This is a genomic window from Leclercia barmai (assembly GCF_049312895.1).
Classification (GTDB): domain Bacteria; phylum Pseudomonadota; class Gammaproteobacteria; order Enterobacterales; family Enterobacteriaceae; genus Enterobacter; species Enterobacter barmai.
The window spans coordinates 201308-217523 of sequence record NZ_JBMNWZ010000005.1 but is presented as its reverse complement, the minus strand read 5'-3'; the positions used below and the strand labels follow the sequence as shown (position 1 = coordinate 217523).

Genomic DNA, 16216 nt, shown 5'->3' with positions numbered 1-16216 from the left:
AAGGGGCTTTAGCCCCTTTTTTGTCTGGAGAATTTATTATGGCGAAAGAATTTGGTCGCCCTCAGCGCGTAGCGCAGGAAATGCAAAAAGAGATCGCAATCATCCTGCAGCGCGAAATTAAAGACCCACGTCTGGGCATGATGACCACCGTATCCGGTGTCGAAGTCTCCCGCGATCTTGCCTATGCCAAAGTGTTTGTCACCTTCCTGAACGATCAGGATGAAGCGGCGGTTAAGCTGGGTATCAAAGCACTGCAGGATGCATCCGGTTTTATCCGTTCCCTGTTGGGCAAAGCTATGCGTCTGCGTATCGTGCCGGAACTGACCTTCTTCTACGACAACTCACTGGTTGAAGGGATGCGCATGTCCAACCTGGTCACCAGCGTGGTGAAGCAGGATGATGAGCGTCGTGTGAACCCGGACGATAAAAAGGAGGACTGATGAGTCGTCCTCGTCGTCGCGGCCGCGACGTGCACGGCGTGCTGCTGCTGGATAAACCTCAGGGGGCTTCCAGCAACGACGTGCTGCAAAAAGTAAAGCGTCTCTACAATGCTAACCGTGCTGGACATACCGGTGCGCTGGATCCGCTGGCGACCGGTATGCTGCCGATTTGCCTGGGTGAAGCGACGAAGTTTTCCCAGTATCTGCTGGATTCGGACAAACGCTACCGCGTGATTGCAAAGCTGGGCCAGCGTACGGACACCTCCGATGCGGATGGTCAGGTTGTTGAAGAGCGTCCGGTGACGTTCAGCGCTGAGCAGCTTGAGGCTGCGCTGGAGAGCTTCCGTGGCGATACCCAGCAGGTGCCGTCAATGTATTCGGCGCTGAAGTACCAGGGCAAAAAGCTCTATGAGTATGCGCGTCAGGGGATTGAAGTACCTCGCGAGGCCCGTCCGATTACGGTGTATGAGCTGCTGTTCATCCGTCACGAAGGCGATGAGCTGGAGCTGGAAGTGCACTGTTCAAAAGGCACCTACATCCGCACCATCATCGACGACCTGGGTGAAAAGTTGGGCTGTGGCGCACACGTCATTTATCTGCGTCGTCTGGCGGTCAGTAAGTACCCGGCTGAGCGGATGGTGACGCTGGAGCAGCTGCAGGCGCTGGTAGATCAGGCCCAGGCGCAGGGCGCTGAAGTCGCGGATTTGCTGGACCCTTTACTGATGCCGATGGACAGTCCTGCTTCGGACTATCCGGTGGTGAATCTGCCGTTAACCTCCTCCGTTTACTTTAAAAACGGCAACCCGGTGCGCACGGCGAGTGTGCCTGCGCAGGGGCTGGTACGCGTAACGGAAGGGGATGAGAACACCTTTATCGGTATGGGTGAAATCGACGACGAAGGTCGCGTCGCACCACGTCGTCTGGTGGTTGAATATCCGGCATAAGCTGACGCCTCACCTTGCGATAAGCAGGGGAGGCGGGTAGAATATTGCGGCTTAACGTCTGGAAAATTGTTTAACAATTGACATGCGTTATACATGGGAAAGCTGAATTAGAGATCGGCTTCCTTTCATTCTTTATATTTTGGAGTTTTAAAATGTCTCTAAGCGTTGAAGCTAAAGCTAAAATCGTTTCTGAGTTTGGTCGTGATGCTAACGACAGCGGTTCTACCGAAGTTCAGGTTGCACTGCTGACTGCACAGATTAACCACCTGCAGGGTCACTTTGCAGAGCACAAAAAAGATCACCACAGCCGTCGTGGTCTGCTGCGTATGGTTTCTCAGCGTCGTAAACTGCTCGACTACCTGAAACGTAAAGATGTTGCACGCTACACCGCGCTGATCGAGCGTCTGGGTCTGCGTCGCTAAGTCTTGCGAGTTTCAGAAAAGGGGGCCTTATGGCCCCTTTTTTCAACCAGACCGCAGCAATTCACTGGAAACTAATGTATTGTTGCTATAAATGATCTTCATTGCAGAGGTTCGCGCGGCTAATGAGAGGCTTCACCCATGAGGGTGTCGGTTGTCATTAGTCGCGAGGATGCGAAGAAGGTCCGGTAAAAGTCAGCACGCCTCTGGTGTGCTGTCATTCATTTAAGAAAGGACAGAATCTTGCTGAATCCGATCGTTCGTAAATTCCAGTACGGTCAACATACCGTTACGCTGGAAACCGGCATGATGGCACGTCAGGCTACTGCTGCCGTTATGGTAAGCATGGATGACACCGCGGTATTCGTAACCGTAGTTGGCCAGAAAAAAGCAAAACCAGGTCAGGACTTCTTCCCACTGACCGTAAACTACCAGGAGCGTACCTACGCTGCCGGTAAAATCCCGGGTGGTTTCTTCCGTCGTGAAGGCCGTCCAAGCGAAGGCGAAACCCTGATTGCGCGTCTGATTGACCGCCCGGTTCGTCCGCTGTTCCCGGAAGGCTTCGTGAACGAAGTCCAGGTTATCGCCACCGTTGTTTCCGTTAACCCACAGGTTAACCCGGACATCGTTGCGATGATCGGCGCATCTGCAGCCCTGTCCCTGTCTGGTATTCCATTCAACGGTCCTATCGGTGCTGCGCGCGTTGGTTACATCAATGACCAGTACGTTCTGAACCCAACTCAGGACGAGCTGAAAGAGAGCAAGCTGGATCTGGTAGTTGCCGGTACAGAAGCTGCGGTACTGATGGTTGAATCCGAAGCAGAACTGCTGAGCGAAGACCAGATGCTGGGCGCTGTGGTATTTGGCCACGACCAGCAGCAGATCGTTATCCAGAACATCAACGACCTGGTGAAAGAAGCCGGTAAACCACGTTGGGACTGGCAGCCAGAAGCAGTAAACGACGCGCTGAATGCACGCGTTGCAGCCCTGGCAGAAGCACGTCTGAGCGATGCTTACCGCATCACCGACAAGCAGGAACGTTATGCTCAGGTTGACGTCATCAAATCTGAAACCATCGCTACGCTGGTTGCAGAAGATGAGTCCCTGGACGCTAACGAGCTGAGCGAAATTCTGCACGCTATCGAGAAAAACGTTGTTCGTAGCCGCGTTCTGGCAGGCGAGCCGCGTATCGATGGCCGTGAAAAAGATATGATCCGTGGTCTGGATGTGCGTACTGGCGTTCTGCCACGTACTCACGGTTCCGCACTGTTCACCCGTGGTGAAACGCAGGCGCTGGTTACCGCGACCCTGGGTACTGCCCGTGACGCACAGAACATCGATGAACTGATGGGCGAGCGCACTGACAGCTTCCTGTTCCACTACAACTTCCCTCCGTACTCCGTAGGTGAAACCGGTATGGTTGGCTCGCCGAAGCGTCGTGAAATTGGTCACGGTCGTCTGGCGAAGCGCGGCGTGCTGGCTGTAATGCCAGATGCTGATAAATTCCCGTACACCGTTCGCGTGGTTTCTGAAATTACCGAATCTAACGGTTCTTCTTCCATGGCTTCCGTGTGTGGTGCTTCTCTGGCACTGATGGACGCGGGTGTTCCTGTGAAAGCAGCCGTTGCGGGTATCGCGATGGGTCTGGTGAAAGAAGGCGACAACTACGTTGTTCTGTCTGACATCCTGGGCGACGAAGATCACCTGGGTGATATGGACTTCAAAGTTGCGGGTTCCCGCGAAGGTATCTCTGCCCTGCAGATGGATATCAAAATTGAAGGCATCACCAAAGAGATCATGCATGCTGCGCTGAACCAGGCGAAAGGTGCACGTCTGCACATCCTGAGCGTAATGGAACAGGCGATTAATGCGCCGCGTGGCGACATTTCTCAGTTCGCACCACGTATCCATACCATCAAGATCAGCCCGGACAAGATCAAAGACGTTATCGGTAAAGGCGGTTCTGTTATCCGTGCTCTGACCGAAGAGACCGGCACCACCATCGAAATCGAAGATGACGGTACTGTGAAGATCGCAGCGACCGACGGCGAGAAAGCGAAATTCGCTATTCGTCGTATCGAAGAGATCACTGCAGAGATCGAAGTGGGCCGTATCTACAGCGGTAAAGTGACCCGTATCGTTGACTTTGGCGCATTCGTTGCCATCGGTGGCGGTAAAGAAGGTCTGGTTCACATCTCTCAGATCGCTGACAAGCGCGTTGAGAAAGTGACCGATTACCTGCAGATGGGTCAGGAAGTTCCGGTTAAAGTTCTGGAAGTTGACCGCCAGGGCCGTATCCGTCTGAGCATTAAAGAAGCGACCGAGCAATCCTCTGCCGCTGCGCCGGAAGCTCCGGCAGCAGAACAGGGCGAGTAAGGTTGCCTTTTGCCCTCCGCGCAAGCGGGGGGCTTGTTATCAGGCAGGACGCCTTGTTGAGCCGCCGGGGGACAGGACGTTCATCCAATAGTTGTCTTCGGGAGTGGGAAATGAAGCCTTTTCTGCGCTGGTGTTTCGTTGCGACAGCTTTGACGCTGGCAGGATGCAGCAACTCTGCCTGGCGTAAAAGTGAAGTCCTCGCAGTGCCACTGCAACCGACTTTGCAGCAGGAAGTGATTCTGGCACGCATGGAACAAATTCTTGCCAGTCGGGCTTTAACCGATGACGAACGCGCACAGCTTTTATATGAGCGCGGAGTGTTGTATGATAGTCTCGGTCTGAGGGCACTGGCGCGAAATGATTTTTCACAAGCGTTGGCGATCCGACCGGATATGCCTGAAGTATTCAATTACTTAGGCATTTATTTAACGCAGGCAGGCAATTTTGATGCTGCCTATGAAGCGTTTGATTCTGTACTTGAGCTTGATCCAACTTACAACTACGCGCACTTGAATCGCGGGATCGCCCTGTATTACGGCGGTCGTGACAAGTTAGCGCAAGATGATCTGCTGGCGTTTTATCAAGACGATCCTAACGATCCTTTCCGTAGCCTGTGGCTTTTCATTGTTGAGCAGAAGCTCGACGAAAAGCAGGCTAAAGACGCGTTAAAGCAACGCTTCGAAAAATCGGACAAGGAACAGTGGGGATGGAATATTGTCGAGTTCTACCTGGGCAACATCAGCGAAGCAACGCTGATGGAAAGGCTCAAGGCAGACGCAACGGATAACACCTCGCTCGCTGAGCATCTCAGTGAAACCAACTTCTATTTAGGTAAGTACTACCTAAGTCTGGGGGATATGGACAGCGCCACGGCACTGTTCAAATTAGCGGTCGCTAATAACGTACACAACTACGTTGAGCACCGTTATGCATTGTTGGAATTATCGCTCTTGGGCCAGGAGCATGACGACCTGGCAGAATCGGACCAGCAATAGCTGACGACATAAACATCAGCCCGTAATCATTTTTTGATTGCCATCATCTTAACGGGTGAGGGCGTTGTTGTTCGTCAATACACCTACTTTGAGCCGGTTCACACTTTTAATGAAAATTACCGAAAATTTTCACGACGAGTTATGTAGACTGGCCGCCATTGACATTGAGGCACTCGTACTACATGGCTGAATTCGAAACCACTTTTGCAGATCTGGGCCTGAAGGCTCCTATCCTTGAAGCCCTTAACGATCTGGGTTACGAAAAACCATCTCCGATCCAGGCAGAATGTATCCCACATCTGCTCTCCGGTCGTGACGTGCTGGGCATGGCCCAGACTGGTAGCGGTAAAACTGCAGCATTCTCGCTGCCGCTGCTTAACAACATCGATCCGGACCTGCGCGCACCGCAGATCCTTGTACTGGCTCCGACCCGTGAACTGGCTGTTCAGGTTGCGGAAGCTATGACTGAATTCTCTAAACATATGCGTGGCGTAAACGTGGTTGCCCTGTACGGCGGCCAGCGTTACGACGTGCAGTTACGCGCCCTGCGTCAGGGCCCACAGATCGTCGTCGGTACGCCGGGTCGTCTGCTGGATCACCTGAAGCGCGGTACGCTGGATCTCTCTAAACTGAGCGGTCTGGTTCTGGATGAAGCTGACGAAATGCTCCGCATGGGCTTCATCGAAGACGTAGAAACGATTATGGCGCAGATCCCGGAAGGTCATCAGACCGCTCTGTTCTCTGCGACCATGCCGGAAGCGATCCGTCGCATTACCCGCCGCTTCATGAAAGAGCCGCAGGAAGTGCGCATCCAGTCCAGCGTAACTACTCGCCCGGACATCAGCCAGAGCTACTGGTCTGTATACGGCATGCGTAAAAACGAAGCGCTGGTGCGTTTCCTGGAAGCAGAAGATTTTGATGCGGCGATCATCTTCGTTCGTACCAAAAATGCGACCCTGGAAGTGGCTGAAGCCCTGGAACGTAGTGGCTACAACAGCGCCGCGCTGAACGGCGACATGAACCAGGCCCTGCGTGAGCAGACTCTGGAGCGTCTGAAAGACGGTCGTCTGGATATCCTGATTGCAACCGACGTGGCAGCACGTGGTCTGGACGTAGAACGTATCAGCCTGGTTGTTAACTACGACATCCCAATGGACTCCGAGTCTTACGTTCACCGTATCGGCCGTACCGGTCGTGCAGGTCGTGCGGGCCGTGCGCTGCTGTTCGTTGAGAACCGCGAGCGTCGTCTGCTGCGTAACATCGAACGCACCATGAAGCTGACCATTCCAGAAGCTGACCTGCCAAACGCAGATCTGCTGGGCAAACGCCGTCTGGAAAAATTCGCCGCTAAAGTTCAGCAGCAGCTGGAAAGCAGCGATCTGGATCAGTACCGTGCGCTGCTGGCGCAGATTCAGCCGACCGCCGAAGGCGAAGAGCTGGATGTCGAAACGCTGGCCGCTGCACTGCTGAAGATGGCGCAGGGCGAACGTTCTCTGATCGTACCGCCAGATGCACCGATGCGTCCTAAGCGTGAATTCCGTGACCGTGACGATCGTTTCGAACGTCGTGGCGACCGTAACGATCGTGGCCCACGTGGCGACCGTCCAGAGCGTGGTGGTGAAGACCGTCCACGTCGCGAACGTCGTGATGCTGGCGAAATGGAACTGTACCGCATTGAAGTGGGCCGTGATGATGGTGTTGAAGTTCGTCATATCGTTGGCGCTATCGCTAACGAAGGCGACATCAGCAGCCGTTACATCGGTAACATCAAGCTGTTCGGTACTCACTCTACCATCGAGCTGCCAAAAGGCATGCCGGGCGAGGTTCTGCAGCACTTTACCCGTACCCGCATCCTGAACAAGCCGATGAACATGCAGCTGCTGGGTGATGCTCAGCCGCGTCCGGACCGTGGTCCGCGTCGTGATGGCGATCGTCCTGCTGGCCGTGGTTTCGGCGGTGAGCGTCGTGAAGGCGGCCGTGGTCCTCGTCGTGAAGGCGCTGCACCGGGAGCAGGTCGTTTCAGCGGTGAGCGTCGCGAAAGCCGTGGCCCACGTCGCGAAGATGGCCCAAGCCGTCGCCGTGACGCGTAAGCCTTACGCTTCAGTCGTAAAGTAAAATATACAGCCCCGATATTCTTATCGGGGCTTTTTTTATTCCCTTTGTACTATTGTACTGGTACAGTGCAGCACATTAAAATGCAGGTCCCAAATTATTGACTGGAGAAAAGGCTGTATGGCGACACTAACCACCACCCAAACGTCACCCTCACTGCTCGGCGGTGTGGTGATTATCGGCGGCACCATCATAGGCGCGGGGATGTTCTCTCTGCCGGTGGTCATGTCCGGGGCGTGGTTCTTCTGGTCGCTGGCAGCGCTGGTCTTCACCTGGTTCTGCATGCTGCACTCCGGCCTGATGATCCTTGAGGCTAACCTCAACTACCGCATTGGTTCGAGCTTCGACACCATCACCCGCGACCTGCTGGGCAAACGCTGGAATGTCGTCAACGGCATCTCCATTGCCTTCGTGCTTTATATCCTGACCTACGCCTATATCTCGGCGAGCGGTTCGATTCTGCATCACACCTTCTCAGAGATGTCGCTGGATGTGCCGGCGCGCGTGGCGGGGTTATGCTTTGCCCTTGGCGTGGCATTTATCGTCTGGATGAGCACCAAAGCGGTGAGCCGGATGACGGCCATTGTGCTGGGCGCGAAGGTCATCACCTTTTTCCTGACCTTTGGCAGCCTGCTGGGACACGTTACGCCAGCGACCCTGTTTAACGTGGCACAGAGCAACACCTCATACTCCCCGTATCTGCTGATGACCCTGCCGTTCTGTCTGGCCTCGTTTGGCTACCACGGAAACGTCCCAAGCCTGATGAAGTATTACGGCAAAGATCCGCGCACCATCACCCGCTGCCTGGTCTATGGCACGCTGCTGGCGCTGGGGCTGTATGTGATTTGGCTACTGGGGACAATGGGCAACATCCCACGTCCGGAATTCATCGGCATCGCGCAGAAGGGCGGTAACATTGATGTGCTGGTGCAGGCGCTGAGCGGGGTGCTGAACAGCCGTAGCCTGGATCTGCTGCTGGTGATCTTCTCCAACTTCGCCGTGGCGAGCTCATTCCTCGGCGTGACCCTGGGCCTGTTTGACTATCTGGCCGACCTGTGTGGTTTTGATGATTCAGCCCTGGGGCGTCTGAAAACCGCGCTGCTGACCTTCCTGCCGCCGGTGATCGGTGGCCTGCTGTGGCCAAACGGTTTCCTGTATGCCATTGGCTATGCCGGGCTGGCGGCGACCGTCTGGGCGGCGATTGTCCCGGCGCTGCTGGCACGCAAATCACGTAAGCGCTTCGGTAGCCCAAAATTCCGCGTCTGGGGCGGTAAGCCGATGATTGCGCTGATTCTGGTGTTCGGCATTGGCAACGCAGTGGTCCACGTGCTGTCGAGCTTTAATCTGTTGCCTGTTTACCAGTAAACACATTGCCCGGTGGCGCTTCGCTTACCGGGCCTACATGGAGCGCGTAGGCCGGATAAGGCGAAGCCGCCATCCGGCAAAAAGGCTACCCCACCAACTCTTCTTTCACCTGCATTGCCAGATCGAACGAATGCAGGCGCGCCTGATGATCGAAAATCTGCCCGTTCACCATGATCTCATCGGCCTGCGTCTCGCGCAGCACCGCTTCAAGCCCGTGACGCACCTTCGCTTTGTCCCCTACCAGCGACATGCTTAACGCCTGCTGGACGCCATACTGCTCTGAGGCCGACCACAGCTGATGGATATTCTCCACCGGTGGTGGCAGCTGGCCCGTCTCGCCGCGACGCAGCTTCATAAAGGCCTGCTGCATGGAGGTAAACAGGAATTCCGCATCGCGATTGCTGTCGGCCGCAATGATGTTGATGCACACCATCGCGTACGGTTTTTCCAGCCGCGCCGAGGGCTTAAAGTTCGTGCGATAAAGATGCAGCGCCTGATGCAGCATGTCCGGCGCAAAGTGTGAGGCGAAAGCAAACGGCAGGCCCAGCTGTGCGGCCAGCTGCGCGCTGTAGAGGCTGGAGCCTAAAAGCCAGACCGGGATCTGCTCGCCGTAGCCCGGCACCGGACGCACCTGAGGGTTCGGGTCGTGGGCGTCAAACCAGTCCACCAGCTCTGCCACGTCGCGCGGGAAGTTATCGATATCCCCGCTCATATGGCGACGCAGCGCGCGCATGGTCGGCTGATCGCTGCCCGGCGCACGGCCCAGACCCAAATCGATGCGGCCCGGGTAAAGGGTGTTGAGGGTGCCAAACTGTTCGGCAATCACCAGCGGGGAGTGGTTAGGCAGCATCACGCCGCCAGAGCCTAAATGCAGCGTGGTGGTATTTGCCGCCAGATAGCCAAGCAGCACCGAGGTGGCCGCACTGGCGATACCGACCATATTGTGATGCTCCGCCAGCCAGTAGCGATGGTAGCCGCGCTGTTCAGCCAGGCGGGCGAGATCCAGAGAGTGTGAAAAGGCTTCCCGTGCCGAGGAGCCTTCAGGGATCGGCGCCAGGTCCAGCACCGAAAACGGAATGGATTTATCAGTCATAACAGCTCACTTTGTCGACGGTGAATCTTTAATAGTGCATTAAAATTTCACAGTCATTGTTAACAAAGTGAGCTTTTTTTAGTCCTGCAGCTCCAGCCCGGCCAGACGTCGCCAGTAGCCGTTACATTCGTTGTTCGCAGTCAGCGGCAGCGGGGCAGTACTATTTTCATTGGCGCGGAAGGCGTCAATCATCGCAAAGGTGTCAGTGCCGAGCGGCGACAGACGCACCATATCCACCAGCCCTTTCATTGAGGCCAGCTCGTTGCCGAGGTTATAAACGTAGCCGCTCATGGTCTGAATGCCGTTCAGGACAAACACCTGCTGGTTCTCCTGGGACAGCATGCTGCGCCCGTTCGGGTATTTGATGCAGCAGGTTTCGCACTCGTCTTTCGGCAGATCCTCTGAACGCGCGGTAAAGCAGCGGGCGGAGTAGGCCAGCGGCAGATGCCCGTAGCTGAGCACCTCCACCTCGAACTGATTGCGGATCCCCAGTTCGTCACACTGCGCCAGAATGTTCACCAGCCAGTCGCGGGAAAGCTCCACCGGCATGCACCAGCGCGTCATGCCCTGTTTGAGCAGCAGGCGCAGGGTCACGGCGTTATAGCAGTTCAGCGCATGCCCGGCGACAAATGGCAGCTTGCGCTCGGCGCACAGGTTCACTACGCCCAAATCGCTCGCTTCCAGCAGAAATTCGCCGTTGTCCACGTAGCGCTTCAGCTCGTTCAGTTCCGATGAGGCCTGCACCAGCGCCAGCGTTGACAGCACCACCTGCTTGCCGCTGTCGGCCAGGGTTTTCGCCATCTCCAGCCAGTCGCCCACTTTGGTGGCGCGACGCTTACTGCACACCGCCTCGCCGAGGTAAATCACATCGGCCTGGCTGGCTGCCGCCTGCTGATAGAAGTCTTCCAGCGTCTCTTTTGACCAGTAGTAGAGCACCGGTCCTAATGAATATTTCATGCTTTATCTCACTGCCATTTACGGTGATACGCACCCAGCGTGGTTTGTGTGCCTTCGGACATCGCGCCGAGGGTCTCCATCCACGCCGGTTGCGGGGCATAGTTCTGCGGGTTTGCCATGCAGCGGTCGATCGCCTGGCGCCACACTTTTGCCACCTGGCTGACGTACGCCGGGCTGCGCTGGCGGCCTTCGATTTTCACCGATGCGATGTTGGCGGCCAGCAGCTCAGGCAGCAGCTCGAGGGTGTTGAGGCTGGTGGGCTCCTCCAGGGCATGATAGCGCTCCCCATCCACCAGATAGCGGCCTTTGCACAGGGTTGGATAGCCGGCGTTTTCACCGTCCTGATAGCGGTCGATCAGCACCTCATTCAGGCGCGATTCCAGCCCCTGCGGCGTCTGCTGCCAGCGCACGTAGCGTGCAGGAGAGCAGGCACCCACCGTATTGGGGGATTCGCCGGTGAGATAAGAGGAGAGGTAGCAGCGCCCTTCAGCCATAATGCACAGGCTGCCAAAGGCAAAAACCTCCAGCGGAACTGGCGTGACCCGCGCGAGTTGCTTAACCTGATGAATAGAGAGCACGCGCGGCAGCACCACGCGCGACACGTCGAAATGGCGATGGTAAAAACGAATGGCCTCTTCGTTGGTGGCTGAGGCCTGCACGGAGACATGGCGCTCAATGTGCGGATAGCGTTCCGCGGCGTACTCCAGCATGGCGAGATCCGCCAGAATCAGCGCGTCGGCACCCAGCTGGGCCGCCATATCCACCGCGCGCTGCCAGCGTTGATAGCCGTCGGGGTGGGCAAAGGTATTAATAGCGATATGCAGCTTACGGCGGTGTTGGTGTACGAAGCTCACCGCTTCCTGCAGCTTTTTCTCGGTAAAATTGAGACCAGCGAAGTGACGGGCATTGGTATCGTCCTTCAGCCCGATATAGACCGCATCGGCGCCGTTTTCGATGGCCGCCTTAAGCGCCGGTAAGTTCCCGGCAGGGCAGAGCAGCTCCATAATTTATCCTGACGTTCGCAGCCCCACGGGGATGCAAAATTGTTATCGAACAGGGATTTTAGTTAACCATCCGGCGACAATTTTTGATTTAAGGCAGCTAATGGCGTATTGATGGCACCAATAATGGGTTACATCGAAAGTCGGTTTGTTGATTTACGCCGCTATACCGACGACTGGATATGGCAAAATATCAGGACTATAGATATCAGGGAGTATTGCTCGTGCTGGATAAACTGCGTTCACGTCTCGTACAATTTGGCCCGTCGCTGCTGAGCGTGCCGGTTAAGCTGGCCCCCTTTGCGCTGAAGAGCCAGGTGCTGGAGCAGGTGCTAAGCTGGCAGTTCCGCCAGGCGCTGGCGGATGGCGAGCTGGAATTTCTGGAAGGGCGCTGGTTAAGTATCGAGGTGCGGGACATTGGTCTGCGCTGGTACACCTCCGTTGAAAATGAGCAGCTGGTGGTGCGCGAATCCGCTGAGGCGGACGTCAGCTTCAGCGCTGACGCCAGCGACCTGCTGATGATCGCGGCACGCAAGCAGGATCCTGACACGCTCTTCTTCCAGCGTCGTCTGGTGATTGAAGGCGATACCGAGTTAGGTCTGTATGTCAAAAACCTGATGGATGCGATTGAACTGGAACAGATGCCGAAGACGCTGCGTGTAGCGCTGATGCAACTGGCCGATTTTGTCGAGGCGGGTCTGAAAACGCCGCCGGAAAGTAAACACACTTCTGTAGGTGAGCCATGTTGATTCGAGTAGAAATTGGGATCGATGCCCCGGGTATTGATGCCTTATTACGCCGGTCGTTCGAAAGTGAGGCTGAAGCGCAACTGGTTCGCGATCTTCGTGAAGACGGCCTGATTACGCTGGGCCTGGTCGCCACCGATGATGAAGGGCAGGTTATCGGCTATGTCGCCTTCAGCCCGGTCATCGTGCAGGGTGAAGATCTGCAGTGGGTTGGCATGGCACCGCTGGCGGTGGATGAAAACTATCGTGGACAAGGTCTGGCGCGCCAGCTGGTTTACGAAGGACTGGATTCACTCAATGAGTTCGGCTATGCCGCCGTGGTGACGCTGGGCGATCCGGAATTCTACAGCCGTCTGGGCTTCGAGAAAGCGGCGCACTACGATTTGCGCTGCCGCTGGCCGGGCACCGAGTCGGCGTTCCAGCTCCACCGTCTTGCCGACGACGCGCTTAACGGCGTCAGCGGCCTGGTGGATTACCACGACCACTTTAATCGCTTTTAATCAGCGACGTTTGCAGGCTCTCGCGTAGCGCCTCAAACGACCCGTCTCCGCTGACGAGGCGCTCTTTCTGGCGCTTCGTCAGCTGTTTTATGCGGTACTCCAGCCGGAGCGCCAGCGAGCGATCCCCAACGATCGCGGAAAACGCCAGCGTCAGCTCCCCTTTGCCACGTAACGCCTTCGCCCCTTTTCCCGTTTGATGTTGCAGGAAGCGGCGCGGCACATCGGTTGTGATGCCCGTATAGAGCGCATTATCAGCGGTTCGAACCAGATAGAGAAACCAGCACACGGCGACAGATTCATTATGTTAAGGTGAACGCACCTTAGCATGAGAGAGAAGCGAAATGGAAACTCTGGCCGCCATCAATCGCTGGCTGGCGAAGCAGCACGTGGTCACCTGGTGTGTGCATCATGACGATGAGCTGTGGTGCGCCAACGCCTTTTACTATTACGATCCGCAGCGCGTCGCGTTTTACGTGTTAAGCGAAGATAAAACCCGTCACGCGCAGATGACAGGCCAGCAGGCGAAGGTCGCAGGCACGGTCAACGGCCAGCCCAAAACCGTGGCGTTGATCCGCGGTCTGCAGTTCAAAGGGGAGATCCGTCGTCTGGAAGGGGAGGAAAGCGACGCGATGCGTAAACACTACATTCGCCGCTTTCCGGTTGCCGCCGCGATGTCAGCCCCGGTCTGGGAAATCCGTCTGGATGAGCTGAAGTTCACTGACAACACGCTGGGCTTTGGTAAAAAACTTCACTGGCTACGCGCCGAGCAGGCGTAATGCCTCGCGGTTAAAGGCGGGCAGATCGTCCGGCGTCCGGCTGGTGACCAGCTGATCCTTATCGACCACCACTTCCTGATCGAAGAATTCGGCCCCGGCGTTTTTCAGATCGATAACGATCGGTTTCACGGCGGTGAGCTTACGCCCGCGCACAACCTCAGCGCTGATCAGCAGCTGTGGGCCGTGGCAGATGGCAAACACCGGTTTCCCGCTGGAGACAAAATCGCGGGTAAAGGTAACGAAACGATCGTCGCCGCGCAGGGAGTCGGGGGAGTGGCCGCCCGGCAGCAGCAGGGCGTCAAAGTCAGACGGACTCACCTCATCGATGGTTTTATCGATGGTCACGCTGGCTTCACCCTTATGGCCTTTTACCGTTTTGCCCGCTTCCTTCTCAATAGTAATCACCTCGTGCCCCGCTTTGCGAAACGCTTCGGCAGGCGAGGTAAATTCTGAATCTTCAAACTCGTCGGTGATCAAGACCGCAATTTTCTTGCTCATGCTTCCTCCGTTGTTTTGGCTTCAGACAGCTTTTTCTCAGCTTGTGGTAAATACTTAACGTTCAGACCACTAAGTGTGGTAGAGCAGCGTGAAATCGCATACGGACTAATCTGCAAAGGAGGAGTAATGAGTCAGGTTTTAATTACCGGCGCGACCGGCCTGGTGGGCGGACACCTGCTGCGTATGCTCATCCAGGAGCGGAAAATTAACTATATCGCCGCCCCGACGCGTCGTCCGCTTGGGGATATCGAAGGGGTGTTTAATCCTCACGATCCACAGCTGACCGATGCCCTGGCGCAGGTCCAGGATCCGGTCGATACCGTCTTTTGCTGTCTGGGCACCACCCGGCGTGAGGCGGGCAGCAAAGAGGCCTTTATTCATGCCGATTACACCCTGGTGGTGGACACGGCGCTGACCGGGAAACGGCTCGGGGCGAAGCATCTGCTGGTGGTGAGCGCCATGGGTGCCAACGCGCACTCGCCGTTCTTCTACAACAAGGTAAAAGGCAAAATGGAAGAGGCGCTGATCGCCCAGAAGTGGGAGCGGCTGACCATCGTGCGCCCGTCAATGCTGCTTGGCGAGCGGGAAAAGCATCGCTTCAGCGAGTCGCTGTTTGCGCCGCTGTTTAGCTTTTTGCCTGGTAACTGGAAGTCTGTCGAAGCGCGGGATGTGGCGGAGGTGATGCTGCAGGAGGCGCTCAGCGCGTCACCGGCTGGGGTTAACATTATTCCGTCAGCGAAGATCAGGGAGAGGGCAAAGGGAGAGGGATAACAGCCCCCTGCCGATGGCAGAGGGCGGGGGAGCTTACTTGATGTAGGTAAAGGCGGTGGTGACGTGTTTCACGCCGCTCACCCGGCTGGCGATATCCGCCGCCGCTTTGCCTTCGCGATCGGTCACCAGGCCGAGCAGGAACACTTCGCCGTTCTCGGTAGTCACCTTCACGTTAGAGGATTTCACCTGATCGCTGCCCAGCAGCTGGGAGCGCACTTTGGTGGTGATCCAGGTGTCGTTTGAGGCCTCGCCCAGGCCAATCGGCTGGCCCTGACGCACTTCGTTAAACACTTCGGTCGCGCCGTCTACGCCCATCGCGATCTGCTTCGCGCGGGAGGCCAGTTCAGTGTTCGGTGCCTGTCCGGCCAGCAGAACTTTGCCCTGATAAGCCGTGACGTTAATGCGCGCTTCTTTCTTAATCTGTTGGTCTTTGGACAATGCGCTGTTCACGCGCAGTTCCAGGGTGCTGTCATCCACCTGCGTGCCCACGGTACGCGGGTCAGTCGCGGCCTTGGTGCTCACAGCGGCGGTACCCACTACCGCTGCAGCGACACATCCCTGAAGCAGCAGCGCAGAAATAAGGACTGCGAGGGGCGAAAGTGCCTTCATGTATACTCCTTAATCATCCTGGTGAGGGAAAAGCGTGTTATCGATCAGATCGCATAAACAGTTCACCGTCAGCATGTGCATCTCCTGAATGCGCGCGCTGCGGTGGGAAGGAATACGGATCTCAACATCATGCGGACCCAACAGCCCCGCCAGTTCGCCGCCATCGTAGCCGGTCAGCGCCACGATGGTCATATCGCGCGTAACGGCCGCTTCAACGGCTTTGACGATGTCGCGGCTGTTGCCGCGCGTGGAGATTGCCAGCAATACATCACCGGCATGCCCTAACGCGCGCACCTGTTTGGCGTAGATCTCATCATGAAGACGATCGTTGGCAATCGCCGTTAAGACCACGTTATCGGTGTTGAGTGCAATGGCAGGTAAACTTGGACGCTCTGTCTCAAAACGATTGATCATACTGGCAGCAAAATGCTGTGCGTTGGCGGCTGAGGTGCCGTTGCCACAACAGAGGATTTTGTTGCCGTTAAGCAGGGACTGAACCAGGGTCATCGCCGCGCGGGAGATGGCGTCCGGCAGCGCTTCTGCTGCTGCAATCTGAGTCTGAATGCTTTCCGTGAAGCAAACCTTAATTCTTTCGAGCACGGTATCCCTTAACG

Annotated in this window: 18 protein-coding genes and 1 pseudogene; 12 read left to right on the top strand and 7 right to left on the bottom strand. The window is 56.3% G+C overall.

Annotated elements, in window-relative coordinates:
- Positions 1-38 precede the first annotated feature (38 nt).
- The 8 genes from rbfA to mtr all read left to right on the top strand — a co-directional run bounded on the left by rbfA (position 39) and on the right by mtr (position 8651).
- Positions 39-440, top strand: coding sequence for a 30S ribosome-binding factor RbfA (gene rbfA, locus ACOYA6_RS18535; RefSeq protein WP_039031654.1), 402 nt, complete (start codon positions 39-41; stop codon positions 438-440).
- Positions 440-1384, top strand: coding sequence for a tRNA pseudouridine(55) synthase TruB (gene truB / locus ACOYA6_RS18530; RefSeq protein ID WP_139563700.1), 945 nt, complete (start codon positions 440-442; stop codon positions 1382-1384). The genes rbfA and truB overlap by 1 nt, the downstream gene beginning before the upstream one ends.
- A 152-nt stretch (positions 1385-1536) precedes the next feature.
- Entirely contained in the window at positions 1537-1806 is a 270-nt protein-coding gene (rpsO, locus tag ACOYA6_RS18525; RefSeq protein ID WP_032614416.1) for a 30S ribosomal protein S15, read from the top strand.
- Positions 1807-2046: 240 nt separating this feature from the next.
- On the top strand, positions 2047-4179 hold the full coding sequence (pnp, locus tag ACOYA6_RS18520) for a polyribonucleotide nucleotidyltransferase (protein ID WP_039031656.1): 2133 nt from the start codon (positions 2047-2049) through the stop codon (positions 4177-4179).
- Positions 4180-4289: 110 nt separating this feature from the next.
- Positions 4290-5174 carry a lipoprotein NlpI gene (gene nlpI / locus ACOYA6_RS18515; protein ID WP_039031657.1) on the top strand — a complete coding sequence of 295 codons (885 nt, stop codon included), beginning with the start codon at positions 4290-4292 and terminating at the stop codon, positions 5172-5174.
- 109 nt (positions 5175-5283) lie between these two features.
- The gene (yrbN, locus tag ACOYA6_RS18510; protein ID WP_138370335.1) at positions 5284-5364 is read left to right on the top strand and encodes a protein YrbN; all 81 of its coding nucleotides are present in this window, start codon (positions 5284-5286) and stop codon (positions 5362-5364) included.
- Positions 5357-7264: a DEAD/DEAH family ATP-dependent RNA helicase gene (locus ACOYA6_RS18505; protein WP_039031658.1), complete on the top strand. Its 1908-nt coding sequence runs from the start codon at positions 5357-5359 to the stop codon at positions 7262-7264. Before yrbN ends, ACOYA6_RS18505 begins: the two co-directional genes overlap by 8 nt.
- Positions 7265-7406: 142 nt before the next feature.
- Complete coding sequence (mtr, locus tag ACOYA6_RS18500; protein ID WP_138370302.1) at positions 7407-8651, top strand: tryptophan permease; 1245 nt, start codon at positions 7407-7409, stop codon at positions 8649-8651.
- Positions 8652-8736: 85 nt separating this feature from the next.
- Here mtr and ACOYA6_RS18495 read toward each other — a convergent pair whose 3' ends face one another.
- The 3 genes from ACOYA6_RS18495 to ubiU all read right to left on the bottom strand — a co-directional run bounded on the left by ACOYA6_RS18495 (position 8737) and on the right by ubiU (position 11705).
- Positions 8737-9744, bottom strand: coding sequence for a luciferase-like monooxygenase (locus ACOYA6_RS18495; protein WP_223074552.1), 1008 nt, complete (start codon positions 9742-9744; stop codon positions 8737-8739).
- Positions 9745-9822: 78 nt separating this feature from the next.
- Positions 9823-10701, bottom strand: a complete 879-nt coding sequence (locus ACOYA6_RS18490) for a U32 family peptidase (RefSeq protein ID WP_422655189.1) — start codon at positions 10699-10701, stop codon at positions 9823-9825.
- An 8-nt stretch (positions 10702-10709) separates the two neighbouring features.
- Positions 10710-11705 carry a ubiquinone anaerobic biosynthesis protein UbiU gene (gene ubiU / locus ACOYA6_RS18485; protein ID WP_422655188.1) on the bottom strand — a complete coding sequence of 332 codons (996 nt, stop codon included), beginning with the start codon at positions 11703-11705 and terminating at the stop codon, positions 10710-10712.
- Positions 11706-11926: 221 nt separating this feature from the next.
- On the opposite strand from ubiU, the gene ubiT reads away from it, so the two are divergent.
- Both ubiT and ACOYA6_RS18475 read left to right on the top strand, forming a co-directional pair.
- Positions 11927-12451 (top strand): ubiquinone anaerobic biosynthesis accessory factor UbiT, encoded by a 525-nt coding sequence (gene ubiT / locus ACOYA6_RS18480; RefSeq protein WP_422655187.1) that lies wholly within the window; start codon positions 11927-11929, stop codon positions 12449-12451.
- Positions 12445-12948, top strand: a complete 504-nt coding sequence (locus tag ACOYA6_RS18475; protein WP_039031664.1) for a GNAT family N-acetyltransferase — start codon at positions 12445-12447, stop codon at positions 12946-12948. Before ubiT ends, ACOYA6_RS18475 begins: the two co-directional genes overlap by 7 nt.
- Here the strand turns inward: ACOYA6_RS18475 and ACOYA6_RS18470 are convergent.
- Positions 12935-13275 (bottom strand): annotated as a pseudogene (locus ACOYA6_RS18470) (GIY-YIG nuclease family protein). The gene ACOYA6_RS18475 and the pseudogene ACOYA6_RS18470 sit on opposite strands and share 14 nt — an antisense overlap.
- 14 nt (positions 13276-13289) lie before the next feature.
- Here ACOYA6_RS18470 and ACOYA6_RS18465 point away from each other — a divergent pair.
- Positions 13290-13724 (top strand): YhbP family protein, encoded by a 435-nt coding sequence (locus tag ACOYA6_RS18465; protein WP_039031666.1) that lies wholly within the window; start codon positions 13290-13292, stop codon positions 13722-13724.
- Here the strand turns inward: ACOYA6_RS18465 and ACOYA6_RS18460 are convergent.
- Entirely contained in the window at positions 13704-14222 is a 519-nt protein-coding gene (locus ACOYA6_RS18460; RefSeq protein WP_039031667.1) for a type 1 glutamine amidotransferase domain-containing protein, read from the bottom strand. The genes ACOYA6_RS18465 and ACOYA6_RS18460 overlap by 21 nt on opposite strands.
- Before the next feature lie 126 nt (positions 14223-14348).
- Here ACOYA6_RS18460 and ACOYA6_RS18455 point away from each other — a divergent pair, with 126 nt between their 5' ends.
- The gene (locus ACOYA6_RS18455) at positions 14349-14993 is read left to right on the top strand and encodes an NAD(P)H-binding protein (RefSeq protein ID WP_039031668.1); all 645 of its coding nucleotides are present in this window, start codon (positions 14349-14351) and stop codon (positions 14991-14993) included.
- 33 nt (positions 14994-15026) lie between these two features.
- Here the strand turns inward: ACOYA6_RS18455 and dolP are convergent, their stop codons facing one another.
- Both dolP and diaA read right to left on the bottom strand, forming a co-directional pair.
- The gene (gene dolP / locus ACOYA6_RS18450) at positions 15027-15602 is read right to left on the bottom strand and encodes a division/outer membrane stress-associated lipid-binding lipoprotein (protein WP_039031669.1); all 576 of its coding nucleotides are present in this window, start codon (positions 15600-15602) and stop codon (positions 15027-15029) included.
- Between the two features lie 9 nt (positions 15603-15611).
- On the bottom strand, positions 15612-16202 hold the full coding sequence (gene diaA, locus ACOYA6_RS18445; protein WP_032614385.1) for a DnaA initiator-associating protein DiaA: 591 nt from the start codon (positions 16200-16202) through the stop codon (positions 15612-15614).
- Between the last annotated feature and the right edge of the window lie 14 nt (positions 16203-16216).

Coding starts and splice junctions, on each gene's coding strand:
- rbfA (WP_039031654.1), top strand. CDS start 39: ATGGCGAAAGAATTTGGTCGCCCTCAGCGCGTAGCGCAGGAAATGCAA.
- ubiU (WP_422655188.1), bottom strand. CDS start 11,705: ATGGAGCTGCTCTGCCCTGCCGGGAACTTACCGGCGCTTAAGGCGGCC.
- truB (WP_139563700.1), top strand. CDS start 440: ATGAGTCGTCCTCGTCGTCGCGGCCGCGACGTGCACGGCGTGCTGCTG.
- ACOYA6_RS18490 (WP_422655189.1), bottom strand. CDS start 10,701: ATGAAATATTCATTAGGACCGGTGCTCTACTACTGGTCAAAAGAGACG.
- mtr (WP_138370302.1), top strand. CDS start 7,407: ATGGCGACACTAACCACCACCCAAACGTCACCCTCACTGCTCGGCGGT.
- dolP (WP_039031669.1), bottom strand. CDS start 15,602: ATGAAGGCACTTTCGCCCCTCGCAGTCCTTATTTCTGCGCTGCTGCTT.
- ACOYA6_RS18505 (WP_039031658.1), top strand. CDS start 5,357: ATGGCTGAATTCGAAACCACTTTTGCAGATCTGGGCCTGAAGGCTCCT.
- rpsO (WP_032614416.1), top strand. CDS start 1,537: ATGTCTCTAAGCGTTGAAGCTAAAGCTAAAATCGTTTCTGAGTTTGGT.
- ACOYA6_RS18455 (WP_039031668.1), top strand. CDS start 14,349: ATGAGTCAGGTTTTAATTACCGGCGCGACCGGCCTGGTGGGCGGACAC.
- ACOYA6_RS18460 (WP_039031667.1), bottom strand. CDS start 14,222: ATGAGCAAGAAAATTGCGGTCTTGATCACCGACGAGTTTGAAGATTCA.
- yrbN (WP_138370335.1), top strand. CDS start 5,284: ATGAAAATTACCGAAAATTTTCACGACGAGTTATGTAGACTGGCCGCC.
- ACOYA6_RS18465 (WP_039031666.1), top strand. CDS start 13,290: ATGGAAACTCTGGCCGCCATCAATCGCTGGCTGGCGAAGCAGCACGTG.
- ACOYA6_RS18495 (WP_223074552.1), bottom strand. CDS start 9,744: ATGACTGATAAATCCATTCCGTTTTCGGTGCTGGACCTGGCGCCGATC.
- ACOYA6_RS18475 (WP_039031664.1), top strand. CDS start 12,445: ATGTTGATTCGAGTAGAAATTGGGATCGATGCCCCGGGTATTGATGCC.
- nlpI (WP_039031657.1), top strand. CDS start 4,290: ATGAAGCCTTTTCTGCGCTGGTGTTTCGTTGCGACAGCTTTGACGCTG.